The sequence below is a fragment of the Chryseobacterium sp. DZ-32 genome (assembly GCF_059587025.1).
In genome coordinates, this window is sequence record NZ_JCAIOM010000009.1 from 1 (window position 1) to 25,354 (window position 25,354).

Below are 25,354 nucleotides of genomic sequence, written 5' to 3' on the forward strand. Positions count from 1 at the left end.
AGGGTAAAAATCAAAGACGTTCACCCTACGCAAGCTAACTCAAGGTCGCTTTTATAAATATAAATGTATAAAAAATAATTTGGAAGTTAACACAGAATCTAAAGCCGAATAATGAACGTTATAGAATTAAGCATGCTTCCTTCATCTGAGCTCAGGAGTAAGGCCGCTCCTATTGAATGAGCCAAAAGTTAACAGTCTACGTTTGTCATTCTGAACGAAATGAAATGAAGTGAAGAATCTCATAGGAAAGACTACAAAACGAGATTCTTCCTTCGTCAGAATGACATTTACCAACAAAAAAAGCCGTATCAAGATGACACGGCTTTCGGTTAATTAAAGGTTTAATTTATTTATCCAAATGCTTCGGAGTAAATCCGTCTTCATTCAATTCTCTATGTACGTAATCAGCTTTCATTTCAGCTTCGTAGTCTACTTTCTTATGTTGTCCCATTCTTCTTAAAAGAGAGTCAAATAATGAATATACTACCGGTACAATGATCAGGGTAAGGAATAGTGATGATGTCAGACCACCGATTACTACCCATGCAAGACCTTTGTTCATCTCTGCTCCGGCACCTGTTGCCAATGCGATCGGTAACATACCGAAGATCATCGCAATGGTGGTCATCAGGATCGGACGAAGACGTGCGTGGTTCGCCTGTACCAGGGCATCGTGAGTATTGGCACCAGCTGCTTTTCTTGCATTCGTAAAGTCAACGATAAGGATCGCATTCTTCGCTACCAGACCAATCAACATAATCATACCCAACATGGTGAAAATGTTCAGCGAGTTGGCTGTTAAGGCAAGGATAACCATTACCCCGATCATCGCCAACGGGATTGAGAACAATACCACGAAAGGATATACAAAACTGTCATATAGTGAAACCATCACCAGGTATACCAATACGATAGCTGCCAATAATGCAATTCCCAATGTACCGAAACCTTCCTGCTGGTTCTCCATATCTCCACTCCAGATGTAATCTACACCTACAGGCTTTTTATCGCTGTTCATGAACTGGTTTGCCCATTCATTCGCTACGTCCCCTACCGGTCTACCAACAGCTTTCGCTCTTACTTTTACAGAAGGAGATTTATCTCTACGTTCAAGCAAACTCGGTCCTGAACCCATTTCCACATTAGCAAACTGACTTAAACGAACCTGCTGTCCCTGAGGGTTTGTAAACATAAGGTTTTTAACGTCATCAATAGATTGTCTGTTCACATCACCGAAACGGATATTAATATCATATTCATATTCTCCCGCTCTGAATTTTCCGTCTGTATTTCCGTTGAATGCGGTCTGCATCGTCTGTCCTACACTTGAAAGATTCAGGCCTAAAGCTGCCATTTTATCTCTGTCGATACTTACCTGAACTTCAGGGCTACCTGTATCGGTTGATAATTCGGCGTCTACTGCTCCAGGAACTTTTTTCAATAGCTCAAGGATTCTTGTTGCTTCTTTCACTGCTGTAGCGTTATCCGGTCCTGTTACTACCATTTCAATAGGAGCATTTTCCGCACCCATGATACCGATTGGAGCCGTTTTAAACTCAACTCCTGTGAATTTCTCTTCCAGCTGTCTTTTTATTTTTGCAGCTTTGATATTGGTACTTTCAGAACGTTCAGACTTATCAGTTAAGTTCACCTGAACCTCAGATTGGTAAGTAGTTGCCTGAGCACCACCAAAACCTGTAGACTGCTGTCCTACTGTTGTAATAAGATCTACAACATCTTTATCATTTCTTAAGAATTTCTCAACATCTAATGTTAATTGGTTTGTCTTCTCAACGGTTGCATCTTTTGACAATTCCATTTGTACCAGGAACTGGCCACGGTCGATTGGCGGGAAGAACTCACCTCCGATGAACCCAAATGCTACCAGCATGAATGAACTGATTAAAACAATGAATGTGATTACCACTGTTGAAATTCTTCTTAACGTCGTTTTCAGACACCATTCAAGGATTCCTGTGATCCAGTGTGTAAACTTGTCAATTAATCCTTCAAACCAAAGAATGAATTTCTCAAACCAGTTTTTCCCTGTTAAATGCTCCAGCTTACCGAATCTTGATGATAACCAAGGAATGATGGTAAATGAAGCCAATAAAGATAATAAGGTGGCAATAACTACCGTGACGCAGAACTGGGCAAGGATGTTGGCTACAAGACCTGAACTCATCGCGATCGGTAAGAATACCACTACAATTACCAGGGTAATTGCCGCAACAGTAAATCCGATTTCTGAAGCTCCATCATACGCTGCTCTGATCTTACTTTTACCCATCTCCATGTGACGGTAAATGTTTTCCAGTACTACAATCGCGTCATCCACCAGGATCCCTACCACAAGTGAAAGTCCAAGTAAACTCATTAAGTTCAAAGTATATCCCATTAAGTTCATTCCGATGAACGCTGCCACCAATGAAGCCGGGATAGAAACCATTACGATGAATGCGTTTCTGATACTGTGAAGGAATAGTAACATTACAATTGCCACGAGGATAATCGCTAGGAATAAGTCGAAAATAACGTGGTTGGCTGATTCAAGGGTAAATTCTGTCGTATCGTTTACGATTTTTACTTTTACTCCCTGAACTTTGTATGCTTCTTCTACTGTTTTAATGGTCTTCTGAACACTTTCAGATACTGCTACCGCATTGGCATCAGATTGTTTTTTAACCTGCATCAAAATCGTAGGGAACTGATTGAATCTCGCTACTTTTTCAACATCCTTCTGAGAGTCGAAAACGGTTGCAATATCAGATAAACGTACCTGAGCTCCGTTTTTATTGGAAACAACAAGGTTGTTCATTTCCTCCGTAGATTTATATTTTCCTGAAAGTCTGATCGTAGATTTTGTAGTTCTCGTCTTCAAACTTCCTGTAGGGAAATCTAAGTTTGATGAAAGAATGGCCTGTTGTACGTCTCCAATTGAAAGTCCGTACCCCTGTAATTTTTTCTCATCAAGATTTACCTGAATCTCTCTCTCCTGTCCACCTACAAGGTCAACCTGAGCGACACCGTTTACACGGGAGAAAATAGGTTCAATCTTTTTATCCAATAAGTCATAAAGGTCCTTACTATTCAGTTTATCCGATGAAATACTCATGGTGATAATCGGTAAATCATCTAAGGAGAATTTATTCAGAGACGGCGCCTTCACATCTTCCGGAAGGTCTGCCAGAATAGCATTTACTTTTCTCTGCGCATCATTTAAAGCGTAATCTACATCGGCTCCATCATTCAGCTGAACCATGATTACGGATAAGCTTTCGTATGAAGAAGATTCTACTTTTTTTACGTTTTCCAAAGAACCTACGGCATCTTCAATTTTCCGGGTTACGGAGGTTTCCACCTCTGCAGGCGAAGCTCCCGGGTAGACCGTAGAAATGGTTACCATATTGGTTTCAAACTTCGGAATCAATTCGTATCCCATGAGTGTATAACTCAGGATACCTCCCAACGTCAGAATTGTAAATAATACAATTACCAGCGAGGGTCTTTTGATCGATATTTCTGCTAACTTCATAGATCTGCTACTTTACAATGTTCACTTTAGATCCGTTGTCCAGGTTGATCTGTCCGCTGGTTACCACCTGTTCTCCTCCATTCAATCCACTTAAAATCTGAACTTTATCTCCGTAAACTTTTCCGATGGTTACTTTGATCAATTTAGCAACACCATTCTGAACAATGAATAATTGTCCTGAGCTTACTCCGTTAACAAAGGCTTCTGCAGGGACTGTCAGCATATTCTGAGTTTCTGCGCCGTTGTTTGTACTGAATTTAGCTGTTGCATACATACCAGCCTTAAGGTTTCCTCTGTTTTGTACTTCGATTTCAACTGGGAAATTCAGAGAAGCATCACTTTTAGGAGCGATGAAAGTAATTCTACCTACGAAAGAGTCTTCCGGAAGAACATTTACTTTAATCGGAACTTCCTGACCTAACTGGATTTTTCCGATCTGGCTTTCATCTACCAAAACAGAAAGTTTCAGACTGTTGATATTAACGATTTCAAACATCGATGTTCCAGGAGAAACCACCGTTCCGGGTTCAACCATTTTCTTGTTGATAGTACCGCTGATTCCAGCACGGATGCTTGTATCATTTACTTTCACACCTTGAGCTCTTACTGCAGCCTGAGCATTTTTCAGCTGTAGTCTTGAGTTATCAAGCTGTTGTTTTGTAACTCCGCCTGTTTTATATGCGTTCTCATAGCGTTGGTTATCAATAATAGCATTCTGAAGATTGTTCTGAGCCTGGGTAACATCCACTTCGATAGCATCTTTTTTAATCGTTGCCAAAACCTGTCCTGCTCCTACCCTTGAACCTTCTTTTACCAGAACGCTTACAATACGTCCTGATATTTCAGAAGACTGGTTCATTTCCTGCTTAGGAATAAAAGTTCCGTTGGCTGAGTAGTCTGTATCAATATTTTCCCTTGTAACGGTTACAATATTAACATTGATTTTATCTACCTGCTTGGCAACTTCTTTTACTTCCTGCGTCTGTTTTTCTTTGTTACCCGCAATCTTGTAAGCGGCTAAACCTACCAGTACAGCTGCTACGATGATATATATTAAAGTTTTTTTCATTTTAGTTTATTATAAGTTTTGTAGTGTGTTTAGTTCACCCTTAGCTTTTATCAGCTTGATCTCTGCCTGTTTATAATCCAGCAATGCATTAGAATAGTTCTGTTTTGCCTGCGTAAGAGCATTTTCAGAATCCAGCACTTCTGTAAGTGTTGCCAGCCCATACTGGTAGTTTGACTGGGTATTTTTCTGAACTCTTTCTGCCAATCCTACATTATCTTTCATGCTTTCGAGATTGATCAATGCATTTTCCATATTGGTAACGGCATTTTTATAATCTAAACTTAAGCTCAGCTGAGTGTTTTCAATATCAACATCAAGATCCTGAATATCAATTTCTGCCTGGTTGATTTTCGCTTTGGTAGCTCCACCCGTGAAAATAGGAATATTGACATTCAAACCAATTGCTGAAAAATCGCTCCAGAGAACGCCTTTACTAAGGCCATTGGTCAATGGGAATTTTGCTCCGTTAGCTCCCCATCCGTAGTTCGCCGTAAGATTTACTGATGGATAAAGATAAGCTTCAGTCGCTTTTTTATTGAAAACCAAAAGTTCCCTGTTTTTATTTAAAACTTTAAGCTCTGTACGATCATTAAGATTTACGTTGCTCGCAATCAGCTCAGGTTTTGGTTCGATTTGTTTTTCTTCAAGCTCGATGTCTGTAGAAATCGGGATTCCCATATAAAACTTCAGGGCATTTTTTGAAAGTTCAACAGAGTTGATTAAAGCCTGCTTGTTGGAACCGATATTGGTAAGCTGAACATTGGTTCTGTCCAAATCGATTGCTTTTGCCAAACCGTTATCAACCAAACTTTTAATAACATTTCTTACTTTTTCAGTGTTGGCATAGCTGGCTGTTACCGTTTTAAGGTTTTCCTCCTGTACGAACACCTGATAATAAGCTGTTGCAACATTTTCAATAATCTGTTCATTGGTTAACTGAGCATTCAGTACATAAAACTCTCTAGTTGATTTTGCAGCTTTCAATCCTGTAAATACTCTCTGATCAAAAATCGCCTGCTGAAGTTGTACAGATGCTGTTGAACCCCAAGGCTGCCCAAACTGAGCTCTGATTTTCTCTCCTCCAAATTCCAGCAAAGATTCCTGAATAATCGGATTATAGGTTAAACCTGCCGTAGCACTGACCTGAGGAAGGGCACCGGCTCTGGCTTCATCAATCTTGTATTCGGCTTTTTTCACCTGTAAAGCAGCTTTTTTAGCTTCTGCTTTATTTTGAAGTGCCTGTTTAATTGCTTCCTGCAGGGAAACCTGCTGCTGGGCAGACATCAGGGTAGAGCCGAAAATCATAAATGCTGAAGCTATCCCAATTTTTAGCTTTGTAGCAGTTATACGTTTTCTATTCATAATTTTATACTTCGTTTATTTTTTATTTAATTTTCATTCATTATTTATTTCTATTTGACGAATCATTTTCAGAAATACTTTAGTTTTTTTAGTTTTTGAACAACATATTGATAATAATTTCTTTTCGTTCAGAAATAATCTTATCATATTCTTCATCATTAATTAATAGATTCTCCATGAATAATGGTCTTATAGCACTAGGAAATACCAGTAGCGAAACCATATTCAGAATAAACTGAACTGGTGCCATTTTCTCAATATTTCCCAATTCCATTTCTTTTTCAATATCCTTGTACATATCGTTCAGGATATCTTCCTCAATTTCTCTGTGATGGCAGGTTCCTTTATTGATCTGTGACACGATATACGTTTCCAGATATGGATACTGAAGGCTTGTGGAAAGACTGCTTTCTATAAATTTGCTGATCTTCTCTTTAAAAGGAAGAGCTGAATTCTGAATGATCTTCGATTTTTCCTGTTCTACTCTTTGGGCTTCATCAAAGATGATCTGGATAAGCTTATCTCTTGAACGGAAATAATAATTAATAAGGGTTCTGTTCACTCCTGCTTCATCTGCAATCTCCTGCGTAGTAGCATCAAACTTTCCTTTCACAAAGAATAAATTCTTCGCTGTCTCCTTGATCAATTCCTGTGTTTGGTCTTTTTTTGCTTGATTTGACATTTTTGTTAAACAAATTTGTGCAAATTTATAGTAAAAATTATTTTTGACAAAATTGTTAAACAAAAATATTAAACAAAAATGTCATGACATCCATCATGTTTGTGAATGAAAGTTTACGATTACTTATTATTCAATAAGAAAGCTATTTTTATATCTTTGCCGCAAAAATTAATAACTGATGAAGAAAATTCTTTCGTTGTTCTCTTTTTTGAGCACGATACTTCTATTTTCACAGAAAAAAATTTCTGAAAACAACTCCTATTATTTTTATGAAAACAAAGGTCAGATTACGGATCAGAACGGGAAGGTAAATCAAGATGTACGATACCTTTTCCATTCAAACGGTCTTAATGTACAGCTTCGAACCGGAGGATTTTCTTACGATATTTACGAAATAAAGAAAACCAGTAATCCTGATTTTTCAAAAAAGGAAAAAAATGCGCTTTCAGTACCAGATCAGTATCATATCCGTGAATATATTTATGAAAAGCTGATTCACAGGGTAGATATTGATCTCGTGAATTCCAATACCCAATCAACAATTACTGCAGAAGGCCGATCTCCGGATTATGATAACTATTATAACCTTCCAGATAATCCAAAAGGCATTAGTAATGTTCACCGATATCAAAAAATCCGCTATAAGAATATATACCCTCATATAGATTTGGTATTCTTTAAACCTAACGATACTTTAAAACCCATCGAATATAATTTCATCATCAATCCTGGTGGAAAAATTTCAGACATACAAATGAAATTTAATGGAGCTCCTACTTTAATAAACAATGGTAGGCTCACCATGAATGTGCGGTTTGGGGAAATCTATGAAGATATTCCTAACAGCTGGATTGCCGGAAATACCAAAAAAAATATTGAAGTTTCTTTTAAGGATCTTGGAGACCATACTTTTGGATTTGCCGCTCCTGTAAATACTTCTGACAAGACCATTGTAATAGATCCGGTACCCACAAGAATATGGGGAAGCTATGCAGGAGGATACGGAGAAGATTACGGCAGGATAAAAACAGATCTTCAGAGTAAGGGCTATGTTTTCGGAACCACTACCAGTACCACAAACTTCGCTACTTCCGGAACCTATCAGCAAAATGTTGCCGGCGCTCTTGACGCATTCCTGATGAAACTGACCAAAACCGGGCAGAGGCTTTGGGGAACCTACTATGGTTTCGGAATGAATGACGGATTTGCAGATGTAGATTTTGATGAAAGTTTTAATATTTATGCAGGCGGAACCGTTCAAAGAGCACAATATAATGAAAATATTGTTTTGGTAAAGTTTAATAATAACGGAAGTTTTGCTTTTGAAAAAGAGTTTTCTTCAAGCAGGCAGAATAAACTCTATACTGTTTCCTACAGTCAAAATCATGTATACATTGGTGGTGATTCTTTCAGTGCTGACTTTCCGACTGTTAACGCCATGCAGCCTGCAAAATCAACACCGATCGGGTATACAGACGGTATTCTGGCATCTCTGAATTCAACAACAGGGAATGTCGATTGGGCTACTTACTTTGGAAGAAGTGACGGTTCTACTTCCATTTTCCAAATTCTCTCCTCAAGCGATAACCTTGAAATAATTGGAGCAACACAATCTTCTGCAATCCCTATGAACAATGCTTTTCAACCGTTAAAAGGCGGGGAATCAGACGGACTATACCTTAAGATTTCAAAATCAGGAACTTCAATTCTGAGATCAAGCTATTATGGAAACAGTGGTTCGGAACAGATATGGAAAGCCAGAATTGTAAATAATACTTTAATTCTTCCGGGAAGATATTCAACTACCGCTTTTCCAATGGGGCAGCCTGGAATATGGAGGGTAAATTTAACTACGAATGCGATTAGCAAAAGCTATTTTAACTTTACAGGCTCTTTCCAGCTATTGGCATATCCTGATACTAACGGAAATGTTTTTTTTACAGGACTGCATTCCAGCGGGCAGCCCGACATCTCTACTCCGGGTGCCTATATGGGAATGCCCGCAATGTATATTTCTACGTTTTTAATTAAATACAATCAGAATGATGTAAAAGAATGGGGAACCTATTACACAGGAAACGGTGCAACGCAACAGGGAGAGGCGACAAAAGATGATGAAGGTGCCATTTATCTGACAGGCATGTCAAGTGGGAATTCAGCTGGTATTGCAACACCGGGAACCTTTCAACAGTCGCCAGGTGGTGGAAATGATATTTTCATTGCTAAATTTCAGGATTGTACCTCTGCAGCGGTTGTTACTTCTAATTCGCCGGTATGTCCTAATGGGACAATCCAACTCAACGCTACCGGAGGAACAGTATATAGCTGGACCGGGCCAAATGGTTTCACATCCAACGAGCAAAACCCTACTATTCCAAATGCGACAGTTACTCAGGCAGGATCTTATGTATGCCAGGTTTCAGGATCTGGCGCTTGTGACGGGACTTTTACAGTAAACGTGATTGTAGGTGACAATGCGGCTCCGGTTCCTGATGTTACTCTGCTGGCAGACATTACAGGAGACTGTCATACAATGGTTGCTACTATTCCTACCGCTACCGATAACTGCGCGGGAGCAATTAGCGCAACAACAACAGATCCTTTATCTTATTCAAGCCCCGGAAACTATATTATCCACTGGACTTATCACGACGGAAATGGAAATACCGCTACTCAGAACCAGAATGTAATTGTGACATCCACAGCTCTTCCGACAACAGCTAATACCCAGCAAACTTTCTGCGCAACCAATAATCCTAAAATCTCTGACATCCAGATCACAGGTCAGAATATAAAATGGTATGATGCGGCAGGAAATATTGTACCTGCAACAACTGTTCTTATCAATGGACAGACCTATTATGCTTCTCAGACTATTAATGGCTGTGAAAGTAATAAAACAGCCATTCAGGTAACCGTAAATACAACTCCTAAACCAACAGCCAATGTAAATCAGGATTTTTGTGCTTCTGCCAACCCTACTTTAGAAAAACTGGTTGTAACGGGAACTGCTCTTAAATTTTATAATGCAGCAGGAAATGTAATTCCAATGTCAACTCCTCTGGTAAGCGGACAAATCTATTTTGTAACGCAAACTTTAAACAACTGTGAATCTGAAAAACTGGCAATAACAGTAACTCTGTCTACGGATAATGTTCCTGCAAAAGATGTAACACAGGTTTTATGTAATTCAACTACCGCAAATTCAATGACTGTCGATCTTCATTCTTATGAAGCCAGTATTATTAATAATCCGGCCGGTTATATTTTTACCTACACTGATACTGCAGGCACCCCTATTGCCAATCCTTCAGCTTACGTATTGAATACCGGAACAACACTTATTCACGTAAGAGTGGCAACGCCTGACGGATGTTTCAAAGGAGTCCGGTTAAGTCTTACCCTAAATCCAAAACCTTTTGTTCTACTTCCTGATAAGCTTGATTTTTGTGAAGGAAAGTCTGTTGTTCTGGATGCAGGACCAGGATTTAATTCTTATGAATGGAATACCGGAGCAACCACACAAACAATTACTGTAACGACTCCGGGAACGTATACTGTAAAAGTGGCCAATATTTTCGGATGTGAAAATACAAGTTCAACTCAGGTAAGCTATTCTGTTTTAGCACATATTGTTTCTGTCAATATCACGAACAATACAGCGACCGTTATTCTTTCTCAGAGCGGAAACTTTGAATTTTCTTTAAATAATTTCACATGGCAGGATTCCAACATTTTCACCAATTTAAGTATGGGAGAATACACCGTTTATGTGAGAACAAAATCCGGATGTATTATCGGACAGAAAAACTTCTCGATATTCAATATTCCCAATGCCATCAGTCCTAACGGAGATGGAATCAATGATGCGTGGAGAATAGCAGGATTGGAAAACTATCCGGGAACAGAAGTAAGTTTATATGACAGAAGAGGTGCTGTAATCTACAAAGAGATTATCAGAAATAAACCTTTCCAGTGGGACGGAAGATATGAATCCCATCCTATTTCTACAGGAAATTACTGGTATACCATAAAAGTTTCTGACGGAAGAATCTACAACGGATGGCTTTTGATCAAAAACAGGGAGTAACAAAAAACGGGCAGAAATTTCTGCCCGTTTTTTATTTTTATAATAATTTGATTTTATCGTCTGAGATATCGATGATCTTATCTTTATAAAGTCCTCCGATTGCTTTCTTGAAGTTTTTCTTACTCATCTGAAGCTCATCTTTAATCTCTTCAGGAGAAGATTTATCGGACACATACAAAAGTCCGTAATTTTCTTCCAGTTTATTCAGAATCTTCTGTTTGAACTCATCAATATTTTCAAAACCTTCCGGCTGCAAAGAAACATCTATTTTACCGTCCTCACGGATAGCTTTGATGTATCCTGTTTCTTCTGACAATGGATACAGTTTTTTGAAAACATCGGAAGCATAAATCAAACCAATGTATTTTTTGTTGATGATCACATTCCAGCCCAGTTCACTTTCGTTCATCATAATCAGATCTACTTTGTCACCTTTTTTGAACGGAAGATCATCATACTGAGGATTTCTTTTGAATTTTGTAGTACCTGTAATCAGTTCCATATCTTCATCTACATAGATATATACCAGATATCTTTTTCCTTCGATGATTTTGGTTTTCTGCTGCTTGTAAGGAATAAATAAATCTTTAATGATTCCCCAATCCATAAAAGCTCCGCTAGGAAGGCTTTGTACACAGCTCATTACTGCAAATTCACCTACTTCAGCCAAAGGAATTTCAGTGGTTGCTTTTAATTTATCGTCATCCTGATATACAAAAACTTCAACTTCTTCACCTGTTTCTTTTTCTTCCTGAATAAAGATTTTAGGCAGAAAAGCCTTCTCACCGGATTCATCTACGAGGATCCATCCTGAATTAATTTTTTCTGAAATTGTTAAAGTTTGAGTTTTTCCGAGTTGCATTGATGATAAAATTAGCTGACAAAGGTACGGAAATTTGAAGATGCTATCCTAGTCAATGCTATTATAATTCTTTAAAGGTCCATCTTCATCTTTTGTAAAGCCTCTGAAACCTTTATATTTGAACAAAAATAATCATGAGAAAATTGATAATCCTACCTCTTATTTTTTTAACGTTTTTTTCAAATGCTCAGCTGCTGAAAAAAACAGCACTGGGTATTTCTTACCGTTATACCGGAAGAAATGTTCTTCAGGCAGGATTAGAATACAGATTGGGTGAAACCTATGATGGTTCCATTATCGTTGGCCCTTCCCTGCTTTATACCAGAGCTGACCAAACTGATAAATTCATCCCGGAGATCCATATTAATTTTTTACGTTTCGGGCAAATGTTTGGAGTATCAGCTAATCCATATTCATTGGAACCGAGAATAGGTTTTTCGTTATTTAATGCAATATTTCTCAATACAGGATATGCTTTTCCCATTCATAAAGAAAAATATTTTAAAGGGATAACTTTTGGGATCCAGTTCAACATTGCACCAAAACATTCTAAGTTTTATGACCATCTGAAAATGATGTAAACAGTTATTGGTTTATAGATGAATTTTTTTTCAAAACCAAGTTCCGTTCTTTATAGCAAAAACATATAAAAAAGGCTGTCTCCAAAAGAAACAGCCTTTAATTTTAAATATTTAAATGATTAAATCTTTTAATCAGATATTACATATGAATAGGTCTTTTTGCTGTAGCATCCAATGCAGCTTCTTTGATAGCTTCTGCATAGGTTGGGTGAGCGTGAGAACTTCTTGCGATGTCTTCAGCGCTTGCACGGAACTCCATAGCAATTACCCCTTCTGCAATAAGGTCAGCAGCTCTTGCTCCTACGATGTGCATCCCTAAAACCTCATCAGTTTTTTCGTCTGCAATAATCTTCACAAGACCGTCAATATCACCACTTGCACGGCTTCTACCTAAAGCTCTCATCGGGAAAGATCCTACTTTGTAAGCAACACCTTCTTCTTTCAGCTGCTCTTCAGTTTTACCAACTCCAGCAACTTCCGGCCATGTGTACACAACACCAGGAATCAGGTTATAGTTGATGTGAGGTTTTTGTCCTGCCAATGTTTCAGCAACGAAAACTCCTTCTTCTTCAGCTTTGTGAGCAAGCATAGCTCCTTTGATAACGTCACCGATCGCATAGATATTAGCAACATTAGTCTGCAGGTGATCGTTTACTTTTACTCTTCCTCTTTCGTCAAGCTCTACACCTGCTTTTTCAAGACCAAGACCGTCTGTATAAGGTTTTCTACCTACAGAAACCAAACAGTAATCTCCTTCTACAACTACTTCTTCACCTTTTTTATCTTTAGCCGTGATCTTTACAGTATCTCCGTTTCTTTCAACTGCAGAAACCGCAGTGGAAAGCATAAACTTCATTCCTTGTTTTTTAAGAACTTTAGTCAATTCTTTGCTTAAAGCTCCATCCATTCCAGGGATGATTTTATCCATAAATTCAACAACAGTTACCTGTGCTCCTAATCTTAAGTATACCGAACCTAGTTCAAGACCGATAACTCCACCTCCGATTACTACTAAATGCTTAGGAATTTCTTTAAGGTTTAAAGCTTCCGTAGAAGTAATCACTCTTTCTTTGTCTAAAGAGATGAAAGGCAGTGTAGATGGTTTAGAACCTGTTGCAATAATGGTATATTTAGACTCGATCGTTTCTGAAGAACCGTCGTTTTTAGTCACTTTAATCTGAGTAGCAGATTCGAAGCTTCCTACTCCTTCAAAAACAGTAATCTGATTTTTGTTCATCAGGTAGCTGATTCCGTCAGTATTCTGTTTGATCACTTCGTTTTTACGTTCGATCATTCTGGCAATATCCGCTTGCGGCTCGTTGATGATGATTCCGTGACCTGCAAAATTGTGTTTTGCATTTTCGAAATGCTCAGAGCTGTCAAGAAGCGCTTTTGACGGAATACATCCAACGTTAAGACAAGTTCCGCCTAAAGTTGAATATTTTTCAATAATTGCTGTTTTGAAACCTAACTGTGCTGCACGGATAGCAGCAACATAACCACCGGGACCAGAACCTATTACGGTAACATCGAATTGACTCATGTTATTGTATGAATTTGTTTATTATTATCTATCTTAATTCTCACAAATTTACATATAAATTACCAAGCACCAAAGTGAGTTTTATCAATTTTAAAAATGATAATTATATGCTCTAGTTTTATGAAAAGTATTATTTTATGAATTTTATATTTTCTTCATTGCCTTCCTTCAGATAAATTGCGGTAAATACAAGCGGTTTTTCAGCTGATGCATTATCAAAATGAAGGATTTTTACATTTTTAGGTTCGTAAAAAGCATCTCCTGTATGAAGTACCACTTTCTCATGTCCTTCTATTTGAAAAACGGCTTCTCCGGAATTAATGATTCCTAAAACGGGACAGGGATGCAGATGCTCGGGAGCTCCTTGTCCTGCAGCCATAGTTATTTCCTGAATCTCTGTGGATTTTACTTTCTGATCAAGAGCAGTTTTTAATAATTCTTTTCTGGAGATGGTCTTCTGCTGAGCAATCATAACAACAGAGTTCAGCATTAAAACAGCGAAAATAAGTGGCTTCATAGATCGGTATTAATTGTAAGAAATCAGTATAGCAAGATTATATATTCAACTTTCCTTGTCCAATGGTTCCCGTACTTTCAAAAAATGAGCCTCCATAGACATACCATTCAAGGCTTTCCAGATATTCTACTGCATTTTCCGGAGTGATGTTGGGACGGTCTTTTTTCGAAACAATTCCTTTATACCATCTCCCTGATTTAGGATAATGCTCATATTCCACAAAATAATGAATCCATATTCTTTGGCACAACTTGCACTGTTGAATCGTTACTTCTCCATATCTTCCGTTGGTATGATCAATTCCTAATGCTGAGCTTCTATATTCTGTATAGCTGGAGTTCGGTTTCTCGCAGGCGCATCCTAATTTTTGGATTTTATTCATGAATAAAATTGTTTTTCAGATAAAATTTGTAGCCTCAAAAGTAAGAAATTAACAGTCTATAAAGCAAATGGAGTCATTATGGTTTGATCAGATCCAATAAGACCTTTTCATATTTATCCAGAATAATATTCTTCGAGAACCTTGATTTAATAGAATTTTTTACAGCATCCCGATTATAATTGCCCTGAAGTATTCTTACAATTTCCTGGGCAAACCTGTCATGGTTCTCAATATCTGCAATCTCTCCATTTATATTATGCTGAATAATCTCATTAATTCCTCCGGGACAGTTGTTGGCCAAAGAATAAGTTCCGCAGGCACCAGCTTCCAGAAGAACGTTGGGAAAGCCTTCGTATCTTGAAGAAAGCACAAATAAATCCGCATATTTCAGATACTGGTATGGATTTTCCTGTCTGCCGTGAAAAATTACTTTTTTTAATCCTAAGAGCTCCTTGGTCTGAAGCAGCAGATCTTTATCTTTTCCATCTCCTAAAATATGAAGCATAATGTTTTCATTCTTCAGCCTTGAAAAAACTTTCAGCAAGTTATCAAACCCTTTTCTGGAAGACAGATTTCCAATGGCCACTACATTTTTATAATTGTATTTGAAACATTCAGGTTTTAAAGAAATAGCCATTTTATCTTCAATAAAATCAAAGTCTACAGGATTATTGATTTTGATAATTTTTTTCTTTTTAATATTAAAATTATCCACAAGATCTTTCATCATATCATCGCTTTGAGCAATGATTTTCTGATAGTTATTGTAAAAATTATAGAAAAACTTAATCTCTTTGCGGGTTACATGCTGAGTCACCACATTAGTTTCCCTTGCAATGAATTTTGTTCTTGGAAAAAGTTTTATGAACAGGGACAAATAAGCATTTACTTCACCAAAACCGGAGAATACAATATCTGGTTTTCTTCTATAGATTTCTCCTAAAATGGGTTTTAAAGAATGTCTTATTCTTTCGGTATTGATATCGATAATTTCTACATCTTTTTTCAGAAAATTCAAATATCCGCCTTGTTTACGTAACAGCAAAATCTTAGGCTCAAACCTATCTCTGGAAAGATGATTCGCTATTGTGGTAACAATCCTTTCTGCGCCCCCGGTTTCTAAGTCCGGCAGAATAAATATGACAGATATTTTTTTCATCCTATCAAAGTTACTAAAAAGTTTAGTTATCTTTCAAATATTGGAATACTGAAGATTTACTATTACTAAACCTAGCAGTCATTGTTAACGCAGCAAAGCAATCTTAATGGTAAAATTTTATTTATTGGAATTGCAAAGGCGCAAAAAAATTTTATAGTATAATGTTTTAAGGCGCAAAGATTTTATCTCCGATAAAATCGTATTCTGTTAAAATATGTTCATAATACAATATTATCCTTCCTTGCGTCCTTGCGTTTTCCAATATGAACCCTTCATAAAGTTCTTCTGTGGAAGAATTTCTTTATATGTATTGTCTACTATACTAATTAGTTCGCTACGTCACTGATGAATTTAATTCTCAACATTCTTACTTCTTCATCCGAAAGTTCATCCCCGAATTCATCCAGCAATACTTTCATACTGTCACTCTCAGATTCATTCATGAATTCCATGAATCCGTCTACAATGTCTTCATCAAAATTATCTTCAATATAGTAATCGATATTAAGTTTTGTCCCCTGATAGACAATTCTTTCCATCTCTTTCAGGAGTTCATCCATAGAAAGGTTTTTAGCTCTTGCTATATCTTCAAGATCAATCTTTTTATCAGTACTCTGGATAATGAAAACTTTATGGCTGGATTTATTGGCCACCTGCTTCAATACCATATCCTGGGTACGTTCGATGTTGTTATCTTCTACGTATGTTTTGATGTAGTCTGCGAATTCTTTACCGTATTTTTTGGCCTTTCCTTCCCCTACTCCGTAGATTTTGGTAATTTCATCTACTGTAATCGGATACTGAACCGTCATATCTTCCAAACTTGGATCCATAAACACCGTATATGGTGGAATTCCATGTTTTTTGGCTACTTTCTTTCTTAATTCTTTCAACAGGTTGAAAAGGTTCTGATCCAACCCTCCTCCAGCCTGCTGCTGTACCTGGTCGCTCTCAGCTTTTGCCTGAGTAAGATCAAATTCACGGTCTTCAGCAATTAAAAAGATGTCTTTAGATTTACCATTCAGGACACTTTTTCCTTTCTCTGTAATTTTTAAAACCCCGTAGGTTTCAATATCTTTCTGTAAAAAATTCTGAACAGTGGCCTGTCTCAGAATTGTTTTCCAGTAATTATCTTTTTCGTCTTTCCCAAAACCAAAATGAGAACTTTGTTCCAGCTTATAAGATTTTGTTACCGCATTTTCTTTCCCTACAATAACTGAGATCAGATCTTTAGACTTGAACTTTTCTCCCGTATCACTGATCAGCTCCAGCGCCTTTTTTAAATCTGCTGTAGCATCCTTTAATTTTGGTGGATTGGATGAATTGTCACACATCTTTGCTCCGTCTCCGTTCACAGGATCGAAACTTTCTCCAAAATAGTATAGAATATATTGTCTTCTGCTCATGGAAGTTTCGGCATAGCCTACGACTTCATTTAGAAGCTGTAATCCGATTTCTCTTTCAGAAACGGGCTTCTGTGCCAGGAATTTTTCCAGTTTTTCGATATCCTTTGGATCATAGAACGCCAGGCAGTGGCCTTCTCCTCCATCTCTTCCAGCTCTTCCTGTTTCCTGGTAATAGCTTTCCAATGATTTCGGGAAGTCGTAATGGATCACAAAACGTACATCCGGTTTATCAATCCCCATCCCGAAGGCAATGGTAGCTACAATTACATCTACTTCTTCCATCAGGAATTTATCCTGATTTGCTACTCTTACTTTTTGGTCAAGACCGGCGTGATAAGGCAGAGCGTTGATTCCGTTCACCTGCAGAAGCTGGGCAAATTCTTCCACTTTTCTACGGCTCAGACAATAAACAATTCCTGATTTCCCTTTATGCTGATTGATAAATTTAACGATTTCCTTATCTACATTGATTTTAGGACATACTTCGTAATAGAGATTAGGACGGTTAAAACTTTCTTTAAACACCAATGCATTGGTCATTCCTAAAGTTTTCTGGATATCATCCTGAACCTTAGGAGTAGCAGTAGCCGTTAAAGCAATCACCGGTACATTGGCGATTTTGTCTATAATCTGTTTCAGATTTCTGTATTCCGGTCTGAAATCATGTCCCCACTCTGAAATACAGTGAGCCTCGTCGATAGCAAAGAAAGAAATTTTCACTTCTTTCAAAAAATCCAGGTAATCATCTTTAATTAATGATTCAGGAGCTACATACAGAAGCTTGGTTTTGCCGCTTTTGATATCGTCAAAAACCTGTTTGGTCTGTGTTTTGTTTAATGATGAATTCAGTACGTGTGCTACCCCATCATCAGATGAAAGGCCGTTCACGGCATCTACCTGATTTTTCATCAACGCTATCAGGGGCGAAACAACTATTGCCGTTCCTTCCGAAATAAGAGCCGGAAGCTGGTAACATAATGATTTCCCGCCACCTGTAGGCATTAAAACAAATATATCCTTCCCATTCAATAGGTTATCTATAATCTGTTCCTGCTGGCCCTTAAATGTAGAAAACCCAAAATACTTTTTCAATTCGCCTGATAAATTGGCTTTTTTTGCGCTCATCTAATTTTCTATTGCTAAATTTGCATCTCACCCAAAGTTATAAAAATTCTGCTTAAAATAAAAGCGAACGAATTTATAAAAAATAAAATTTATATTAAATATTCTTTTTAAAATATAACATTTTTTAGGAACTTTTTTGTATACCTTATCATCGTAAAATGGATAGAACCAACATTATATCAATTGCAAAAAGCACTTTAGAAATAGAAATTTCTGAACTTGAAAAATTAAAAAACAGAATTGATGACGAATTTGCCAGTGCAGTAGAGATCATTCATTCAGCAAAAGGGAAGCTCATTGTGGTAGGAATTGGAAAATCTGCGCATGTGGGTAACAAAATTGTTGCTACATTAAACTCAACCGGCACGCCTTCACAGTTTTTACATGCTTCGGAAGCTATTCATGGTGATCTTGGAGTTATTCAGAAACAGGACGTAGTTTTGTGCATCTCGAATTCAGGAAATTCGCCGGAAATTGCCAATCTGGTTCCTTATTTAAAAGATTACTCTTCTTCTTTAATTGGCATGACCGGAAACAGATCCAGTAAACTGGCAGAATTTTCGGAAGTTATTTTGGATACTCATGTTGATATCGAAGCCTGCCCGAATAAACTGGCACCCACCAGTTCTACTACAATACAAATGGCATTGGGCGATGCGCTAGCTGTTGCTTTAATGGAACTGAATGATTTCAAAGCGAATGATTTTGCCAAATTCCACCCGGGAGGAAGTTTAGGAAAAAACCTGACATCAAAAGTAGAACAGTTCCTTTCTTCTCAAAAGCCTCAGGTTACGGAAGATTCTTCAATAAGAGATGTCATTATTTCCATCAGTGCCTCGAGCCACGGAATCACGGTGGTAACGAATGGAGACCAGATTATTGGCGTTATTACAGACGGAGATTTAAGAAGAATGCTGATGAAAGGAGAAGATATCAGTAAGGTGTCAGCAAAAGATATCATGTCTGCCCGTCCGAGAACAATTGAAAAGGGTGCTTTGGCTAAAGAAGCCATGAAAATTCTGAAAGAAAATAACATCGGCCAGCTTGTAGTAACGGAAAACGGGAAGTATTTCGGGATTATCGATCTGCATAAACTGTTAGACGAAGGGATTAATTAGAACTTATAAATCAGAGGAGATGTTAAACTGAGGAATGATTTTGCAGATTACAGGTAAAATCTAACTAATCATTCACAGACTCTTGCTTCTGTCATTTTTTTTATAAATTTGCGCTTTAAAATTTTATTCTGTGAGTGAAGGTAAAGACATGTCCTTTCTTGGGCATATAGGAGAATTAAGAGGGCACCTGATCCGATCGATTATTGCTATCATAGTTGCCGCTTTTGTGGTAGGCTTTAACATCAACTGGATTATGGACCATATCTTTTTTGGCCCTACCAGAAATGATTTCCCTACCTTCAGACTTGTAAATCATTTTTCAAGAATGATTTTAGGTGAAGACAGTATTCATCTTCCAAAGGACTTTCCTGTTCGTGTACAGAGATTGTATCAGCAGTTCAATGTCATGATGGCTGTTTCAATTTTTGGAGGAATGGTAGCGGCATTTCCTTATATTGTATGGGAACTGTGGCGTTTTATCAGTCCGGCTTTACATCCGAGAGAGAAAAAAAATTCTATTTATATTATTAATGCGGTATGGATGCTTTTTATGACCGGAGTTTTATGCGGTTATTTTCTTATCCTTCCGTTTGCAGTCAATTTCGGGGTTATTTTTAAAATTTCAGATATTATTGTTCCCCTTTATGATTTAAGTGATTATACCACATTATTTTTACAGGTGGTGTTGGGTATGGGTGTTATTTTCCTTTTCCCGATTCTGATCTATTTCCTTACCAGCATCGGAATTCTTACGCCAACGTTCATGAAAACTTACCGTCGCCACGCTATTGTTTTAATTATGGTAGTGGCTGCAATCATTACTCCGGCAGATGTTTTAAGTATGCTGATGGCTGCATTCCCGCTGTTGATTTTATATGAATTCAGCATCATGATGTGTACATTCACTTATAAAAAAGTACAGAAAAACAACGCAAATCTTCCTGCAGTACAGAAATAAACAGTATTTTTTACTAAGCATAAGCGCTACTATTCAGCTGAATAGTAGCGCTTATTTTATATAAAAATATTAATCTTAATTATATTTATTCTTAATTTAATTAAAAACAACAATAAAATTCAACTAATAATATAAAGTTAGGAACAATTAACATGGTGTTATTAATATTTTTTTTAAAAAAATACACTATCTTTAAAAACTTTAACAACAATCAATAAAAATATGAAAAAGAAAATTATTTTCGTCTGTGCACTGGCTTTAAGTCTGGGCGGTTTGCAGGCACAACGCTGGGAACCTGTCTCGGAAAAAATTACTCCGATAAGAAAGGAAGTAAAGGTAGAATATGCTTACAAATTTGACCTTTCAGCATTAAGAAATCAACTAAAGAATGCTCCTGAAGCAGGAAAAGGTGGAAACGCTGTAATTGTTTCTATCCCTACAGCAGATGGAAGAATTGAAAGGTTTTCGGTTTACAGTTCGCCGGTAGTTGAAAAATCAATGGCAGACCGATATGAATTGGGAGCTTATGCCGGTATCGGGTTAGATAATCCACATAAACAAATCCGGTTCAGTACAGCACCTAATGATTTCCAATCTATGACATTCGATACTGATTCAGGAAAATACGAATTCATAGAACCCATTAATAAAGAAAAGGATGTATACGGAGTCTTTTTCAAATCCAACAAATCCCATGAAGACCCTTTCGAATGCAGAACTGCTGAGCCTGAAAAGGCAAAGAAAGAAATGAATAAGCTGCTTAAAACAAAAAACGTTTTAAGGGGTTTAGGGAGCGCTAATAAAAGTAACGAACAAAAATACAGAACCTATAGAATTGCCATCTCGGTAAACGGTGAATACACACAGCTTGCCGGAAGTGTTCCTTTGGCAGCAGCGCGAATTAATGCTACCATGAACCGTGTAAATGGTGTTTTTGAAAAAGATTTTGGGATCCACATGATCGTACAGGATCTTCCACAACTTATATTTGCAGATCCCGCGACAGACCCTTATTCGAATGTAATTACCAATTCAAATGGTACCTATAGTGCTCCCGCAGCATGGAACCTTCAGCTTCAGCAAACCCTTACCAATACCGCTGGTGTAGGTAACGCTGCCTATGATATAGGACATTTCTTTGGCCACAGAGGTGGCGGCGGAAGTGCCGGAGATGTAGGAAATGTCTGCAGAAACCCTGCAAACAACAATGATGCTACTTCTAAAGGAGCAGGAATAACTTCTCCTTCTACTCCGGATCAGCCTTTTGGAGATAATTATGATATCGATTTTGTAGCGCATGAAATTGGCCACCAGTTCGGGGCTGCACACACCATGTCTATTGCTTTGCACGGAGCCCACATGGAACCGGGATCAGGATCTTCGATTATGGGATATGCCGGTATTACCAACTATAATGTTCAGATGCATTCTGATGCTTATTTCCATACCAAAAATATTGAAGAAGTAGGAGCCTACGTTAATGCTCAGGACTGTGGAATTATTACGAATGTAGCAAATACACCTCCTTCTATTCAGCCAATGGCTAATAAAATGATCCCTAAAGGAACAGCTTTTGTGTTAACAGCTTCTGCAACAGATACACAAAATGATCCGATGACCTATACCTGGGAACAGTATGATCTGGCTACATCTGCTTTTGGTCCGGTAAGTGCAACCAGAAATAATGGTGCGAATTTCAGATCTCTGATGCCTACCACTTCCCCTACCCGTTATTTCCCTAAATTCACCAACGTTCTTAATGGTACTCTTACCAGCCCTACAGACTGGGAAACTGTATCTAACATCCCAAGAACCATGAATTTCAAGGTAACGGTGAGAGATAACAATCCGGATGCTGCACAGCAGCAGACACAAAGCAGTCTGATGAAAGTGGACATAGGAAATGAAGGTCCTTTCAAAGTGACTTCAACCACCGTTTACAATAATACACCGGGAGCTGTTACCTGGGATGTCGTAAACACTAATAATGCACCATACAATGTTCAGAATGTTAAAATAGATTATACTACAGATAATGGAACGACATGGACGGTTATCAGCCCATCTACAGCTAATGACGGATCTGAGCCGTTTTCATTCTCTTCTCTGGCTACAGGTACCGGTGTAAAAATAAGAGTAAGTGCCATTGATAATGTATTCTATGCCATTGGGAATGCTACTGTTTCCGCATCAGCGGGCGCCTGTACAACATCTGCTCCAACAGGAGTTACGGTAAGTGGTATTACCAGAACATCAGCATCTGTAAACTGGACAGCGTTAGTTGGAGCAACGTATTCTGTACAGTACAGAAAAGTGGGGACAGCCACATGGACTACTGTTCCTGTTTCAACAAATTCTTATACTATTTCAGGGCTTACAGAAGCTACCCAATATGAAGTACAGGTAGCCAATGTCTGCGGAGGTTCGGTTGGTTCTTATTCAGCTTCAACGAATTTTACTACATTATCTTTTGCTAAATGTTCAATCACCGGAACCAATGCCGCTGACGAGTATATTTCCAATGTTACGGTAACCGGCGCAGGAATGAGCCCAGTTTCAAACACCAGCAGCAACACTCCTTACACAGACTATACTACAGATCCTTCGAAACTGATCACTCTAATGGCCGGATCTTCAGGGAATAATGTAAGCATCTCCAAGGCGTGGACGAGCTCACAGTATAACGATGGAGTAACCGCCTGGATCGATTTCAACAAAGACGGAGTATTCTCTTCTTCTGAAGTAATCTACACCAGTGCACCAAGTATAGCAACACCGGTTTCCGGAACATTCTCCGTACCGGCAGATGCTTATACGGGAGGAAACGTTATTATGAGAGTTGTATTAGGATATGAAAGCCAGCCAAGCAGCGGATGCAGCAACCAGCAATATGGTGAAGTTGAGGATTATCCGGTATTGATTCAGCAGCAGCTTTCCACCAGTGAGACAGTGAAGGATAAGAGCCCGATTCAGATCTACCCTAACCCGGCAAGTGACATATTGAATGTAACTGAAATCTCATCTAAAGCTCAGTTTATCATTACGAATATGGCCGGTCAGAAAGTAATGAACGGACCTATTAATGATCATAAAATCTCTGTTTCAAAATTAACGACAGGAACTTATATTATTTCAATTGAAGACAAAGGAACGACTTCAAATCTGAAATTCATCAAAAAATAAAACCTAACCCGTTTTTAGAGCCCGGCAATGACCGGGCTTTTTTTATGCCTTTCTAAAATCTTTATTTAATTTGATTTCCGGCATCAGCCTATTAATTTAATTTTATACTTTTGAAAAGATTTAATAACAGTTTAAATGAAAAAATTGTCATACACACTCTTATTTGCATCAGGACTGGTTTTCGGACAGTTCTTTGAAAAAGATAAGGCTTTCACCAAACAGGATACTTTAAAGGGTTCCAATACCGAGTTCAGAAATTTCTGGGATGTCAAAAAATATGACCTTTCCGTGGAACCGGACTTTGAGCAGAAAAGTATCAAAGGAAATAATAAAATCAGTTTTGAGATTATAAAAGATGTTACCAATCCTGTATTTCAGATTGACCTTCAGCAGCCTATGAAAGCTGACAAAGTGGAAGGAAACTTTCCTATCGCGAATTACAGACAGGATGGAGACTTTATTTTCATTACAGCAAATAAAAAATTCAAAAAAGGCGAAAAATATACGATTAACGTCATCTATTCCGGAAACCCAACCATTGCTAAAAATGCGCCCTGGGATGGTGGATGGGTTTTCACTAAAGATGAGAAAGGAAATCCATGGATGACTGCTGCTGACGAAGGCATAGGAGCTTCCATATGGCTTCCTACCAAAGATATCTGGAGTGATGAACCTGACAACGGAATCATCATGAAAATTATAACTCCTAATGATCTGGTAGGTGTGGGTAACGGCAGACTCACTGATAAAAAGACAGCCGGAAATAAAACTACTTATACCTGGGAGGTTAAAAATCCTATCAATGCCTACTCCATTATCCCAAGTATAGGAAAATATGTAAATTTTAAAGATGTATTTGAGGGTGAAAAAGGAAAACTGGACCTGGATTACTGGGTAATTGACTATAATCTTGATAAGGCAAAAAAACAGTTTCAGCAGGTGAAGCCTATGCTCTCCGCATTTGAATACTGGTTTGGTCCGTATCCGTTTTATGAAGATTCATACAAACTTGTAGAATCTCCTCACCTTGGCATGGAACATCAGAGTAATGTTGCTTACGGAAATGGGTACCAGAACGGGTACAGAGGAAAAGATCTTTCCGGGACAGGAGTGGGTCTGAAATGGGATTTCATTATTATTCATGAAAGCGGCCACGAATGGTTCGCCAATAATATCACAGCAAAAGACCAGGCTGATATGTGGATCCATGAAAGTTTCACCAATTATTCCGAGACTCTTTTCACCGAAAAATATATGGACAAGAAATCTGCTGAAACCTATGTTCAGGGGATCAGAAAATTGATAGACAATGACGTTCCAATTATTGGTCAGTATGGCGTAAGAAATGAAGGCAGCGGAGATATGTACCCGAAAGGAGCCAATATGCTTCACACGATAAGACAGGTGATCAATAATGATGAAAAATTCAGACAGATTTTAAGAGGTTTGAATAAAGATTTTTATCATCAGACGGTTACCACGCAACAGGTAGAAAATTATATTTCCTCAAAATCAGGAATCGATTTTTCAACGGTATTTGATCAGTACCTGAGAACAATAAAAATTCCAACCCTTGAGTATGCCCAGGATGGTGATACTTTAAAGTTCCGGTATACCGATGTGGTAAAAAACCTGAAATTACCAATCATCATCAATGGTGATCAGACCATAACTCCAACGGAAGAATGGCAGACTGTAAAGCTTAAAAAGAGTACTCCGGTTGAACTAAACCCCAACTATTATATCAATTATAAGGAAACGAAATAAAGAAAAAGGCAAATC

At 38.0% G+C, this 25,354-nt stretch carries 16 protein-coding genes; 6 read left to right on the plus strand and 10 right to left on the minus strand.

Features of this window, described 5'->3' with window-relative positions:
* Positions 1-346: 346 nt before the first annotated feature.
* The 4 genes from AC59HC_RS11440 to AC59HC_RS11455 form a co-directional block, all read right to left on the minus strand.
* Positions 347-3,535, minus strand: coding sequence for an efflux RND transporter permease subunit (locus AC59HC_RS11440; protein WP_343640569.1), 3,189 nt, complete (start codon positions 3,533-3,535; stop codon positions 347-349).
* Between the two features lie 7 nt (positions 3,536-3,542).
* Positions 3,543-4,604, minus strand: a complete 1,062-nt coding sequence (locus AC59HC_RS11445; RefSeq protein ID WP_137905617.1) for an efflux RND transporter periplasmic adaptor subunit — start codon at positions 4,602-4,604, stop codon at positions 3,543-3,545.
* 9 nt (positions 4,605-4,613) lie between these two features.
* Positions 4,614-5,966 carry a TolC family protein gene (locus tag AC59HC_RS11450; RefSeq protein WP_062675101.1) on the minus strand — a complete coding sequence of 451 codons (1,353 nt, stop codon included), beginning with the start codon at positions 5,964-5,966 and terminating at the stop codon, positions 4,614-4,616.
* 88 nt (positions 5,967-6,054) lie between these two features.
* Complete coding sequence (locus AC59HC_RS11455) at positions 6,055-6,648, minus strand: TetR/AcrR family transcriptional regulator (protein ID WP_062675102.1); 594 nt, start codon at positions 6,646-6,648, stop codon at positions 6,055-6,057.
* A gap of 178 nt (positions 6,649-6,826) precedes the next feature.
* Between AC59HC_RS11455 and AC59HC_RS11460 the strand changes: the two genes are divergently transcribed.
* Positions 6,827-10,738, plus strand: a complete 3,912-nt coding sequence (locus tag AC59HC_RS11460; RefSeq protein ID WP_496558630.1) for a DUF7948 domain-containing protein — start codon at positions 6,827-6,829, stop codon at positions 10,736-10,738.
* Between the two features lie 37 nt (positions 10,739-10,775).
* Here the strand turns inward: AC59HC_RS11460 and AC59HC_RS11465 are convergent, their stop codons facing one another.
* Positions 10,776-11,600, minus strand: coding sequence for a CvfB family protein (locus AC59HC_RS11465; RefSeq protein WP_202838803.1), 825 nt, complete (start codon positions 11,598-11,600; stop codon positions 10,776-10,778).
* A gap of 134 nt (positions 11,601-11,734) precedes the next feature.
* On the opposite strand from AC59HC_RS11465, the gene AC59HC_RS11470 reads away from it, so the two are divergent.
* Entirely contained in the window at positions 11,735-12,181 is a 447-nt protein-coding gene (locus AC59HC_RS11470; protein WP_202838802.1) for a hypothetical protein, read from the plus strand.
* Between the two features lie 139 nt (positions 12,182-12,320).
* Here the strand turns inward: AC59HC_RS11470 and lpdA are convergent, their stop codons facing one another.
* The 5 genes from lpdA to recQ form a co-directional block, all read right to left on the minus strand.
* Positions 12,321-13,724 (minus strand): dihydrolipoyl dehydrogenase, encoded by a 1,404-nt coding sequence (gene lpdA / locus AC59HC_RS11475; RefSeq protein ID WP_047429636.1) that lies wholly within the window; start codon positions 13,722-13,724, stop codon positions 12,321-12,323.
* Positions 13,725-13,854: 130 nt separating this feature from the next.
* Positions 13,855-14,241, minus strand: coding sequence for a cupin domain-containing protein (locus AC59HC_RS11480; RefSeq protein WP_395973829.1), 387 nt, complete (start codon positions 14,239-14,241; stop codon positions 13,855-13,857).
* A gap of 37 nt (positions 14,242-14,278) precedes the next feature.
* Complete coding sequence (locus AC59HC_RS11485) at positions 14,279-14,623, minus strand: hypothetical protein (RefSeq protein ID WP_202838800.1); 345 nt, start codon at positions 14,621-14,623, stop codon at positions 14,279-14,281.
* Between the two features lie 76 nt (positions 14,624-14,699).
* The gene (locus AC59HC_RS11490) at positions 14,700-15,782 is read right to left on the minus strand and encodes a glycosyltransferase (protein ID WP_343640588.1); all 1,083 of its coding nucleotides are present in this window, start codon (positions 15,780-15,782) and stop codon (positions 14,700-14,702) included.
* A 326-nt stretch (positions 15,783-16,108) separates the two neighbouring features.
* On the minus strand, positions 16,109-18,313 hold the full coding sequence (recQ, locus tag AC59HC_RS11495) for a DNA helicase RecQ (protein ID WP_496558631.1): 2,205 nt from the start codon (positions 18,311-18,313) through the stop codon (positions 16,109-16,111).
* A gap of 158 nt (positions 18,314-18,471) precedes the next feature.
* On the opposite strand from recQ, the gene AC59HC_RS11500 reads away from it, so the two are divergent.
* The 4 genes from AC59HC_RS11500 (at position 18,472) to AC59HC_RS11515 (ending at position 25,339) form a co-directional block, all read left to right on the plus strand.
* Positions 18,472-19,431, plus strand: coding sequence for a KpsF/GutQ family sugar-phosphate isomerase (locus AC59HC_RS11500; RefSeq protein ID WP_202838795.1), 960 nt, complete (start codon positions 18,472-18,474; stop codon positions 19,429-19,431).
* 130 nt (positions 19,432-19,561) lie between these two features.
* Positions 19,562-20,389, plus strand: coding sequence for a twin-arginine translocase subunit TatC (gene tatC / locus AC59HC_RS11505; RefSeq protein ID WP_330746624.1), 828 nt, complete (start codon positions 19,562-19,564; stop codon positions 20,387-20,389).
* 222 nt (positions 20,390-20,611) lie between these two features.
* Positions 20,612-23,572, plus strand: a complete 2,961-nt coding sequence (locus AC59HC_RS11510) for a reprolysin-like metallopeptidase (protein ID WP_496558632.1) — start codon at positions 20,612-20,614, stop codon at positions 23,570-23,572.
* Positions 23,573-23,707: 135 nt separating this feature from the next.
* A complete protein-coding gene (locus AC59HC_RS11515; RefSeq protein ID WP_496558633.1) occupies positions 23,708-25,339 on the plus strand; it encodes a M1 family metallopeptidase in 1,632 nt (543 codons plus the stop codon).
* Positions 25,340-25,354: the final 15 nt, after the last annotated feature.

Excerpts from the sequence above, each read along its gene's own strand:
- AC59HC_RS11440 (WP_343640569.1), bottom strand. The coding sequence starts at position 3,535 with ATGAAGTTAGCAGAAATATCGATCAAAAGACCCTCGCTGGTAATTGTA.
- AC59HC_RS11445 (WP_137905617.1), bottom strand. The coding sequence starts at position 4,604 with ATGAAAAAAACTTTAATATATATCATCGTAGCAGCTGTACTGGTAGGT.
- AC59HC_RS11450 (WP_062675101.1), bottom strand. The coding sequence starts at position 5,966 with ATGAATAGAAAACGTATAACTGCTACAAAGCTAAAAATTGGGATAGCT.
- AC59HC_RS11455 (WP_062675102.1), bottom strand. The coding sequence starts at position 6,648 with ATGTCAAATCAAGCAAAAAAAGACCAAACACAGGAATTGATCAAGGAG.
- AC59HC_RS11460 (WP_496558630.1), top strand. The coding sequence starts at position 6,827 with ATGAAGAAAATTCTTTCGTTGTTCTCTTTTTTGAGCACGATACTTCTA.
- AC59HC_RS11465 (WP_202838803.1), bottom strand. The coding sequence starts at position 11,600 with ATGCAACTCGGAAAAACTCAAACTTTAACAATTTCAGAAAAAATTAAT.
- AC59HC_RS11470 (WP_202838802.1), top strand. The coding sequence starts at position 11,735 with ATGAGAAAATTGATAATCCTACCTCTTATTTTTTTAACGTTTTTTTCA.
- lpdA (WP_047429636.1), bottom strand. The coding sequence starts at position 13,724 with ATGAGTCAATTCGATGTTACCGTAATAGGTTCTGGTCCCGGTGGTTAT.
- AC59HC_RS11480 (WP_395973829.1), bottom strand. The coding sequence starts at position 14,241 with ATGAAGCCACTTATTTTCGCTGTTTTAATGCTGAACTCTGTTGTTATG.
- AC59HC_RS11485 (WP_202838800.1), bottom strand. The coding sequence starts at position 14,623 with ATGAATAAAATCCAAAAATTAGGATGCGCCTGCGAGAAACCGAACTCC.
- AC59HC_RS11490 (WP_343640588.1), bottom strand. The coding sequence starts at position 15,782 with ATGAAAAAAATATCTGTCATATTTATTCTGCCGGACTTAGAAACCGGG.
- recQ (WP_496558631.1), bottom strand. The coding sequence starts at position 18,313 with ATGAGCGCAAAAAAAGCCAATTTATCAGGCGAATTGAAAAAGTATTTT.
- AC59HC_RS11500 (WP_202838795.1), top strand. The coding sequence starts at position 18,472 with ATGGATAGAACCAACATTATATCAATTGCAAAAAGCACTTTAGAAATA.
- AC59HC_RS11510 (WP_496558632.1), top strand. The coding sequence starts at position 20,612 with ATGAAAAAGAAAATTATTTTCGTCTGTGCACTGGCTTTAAGTCTGGGC.
- AC59HC_RS11515 (WP_496558633.1), top strand. The coding sequence starts at position 23,708 with ATGAAAAAATTGTCATACACACTCTTATTTGCATCAGGACTGGTTTTC.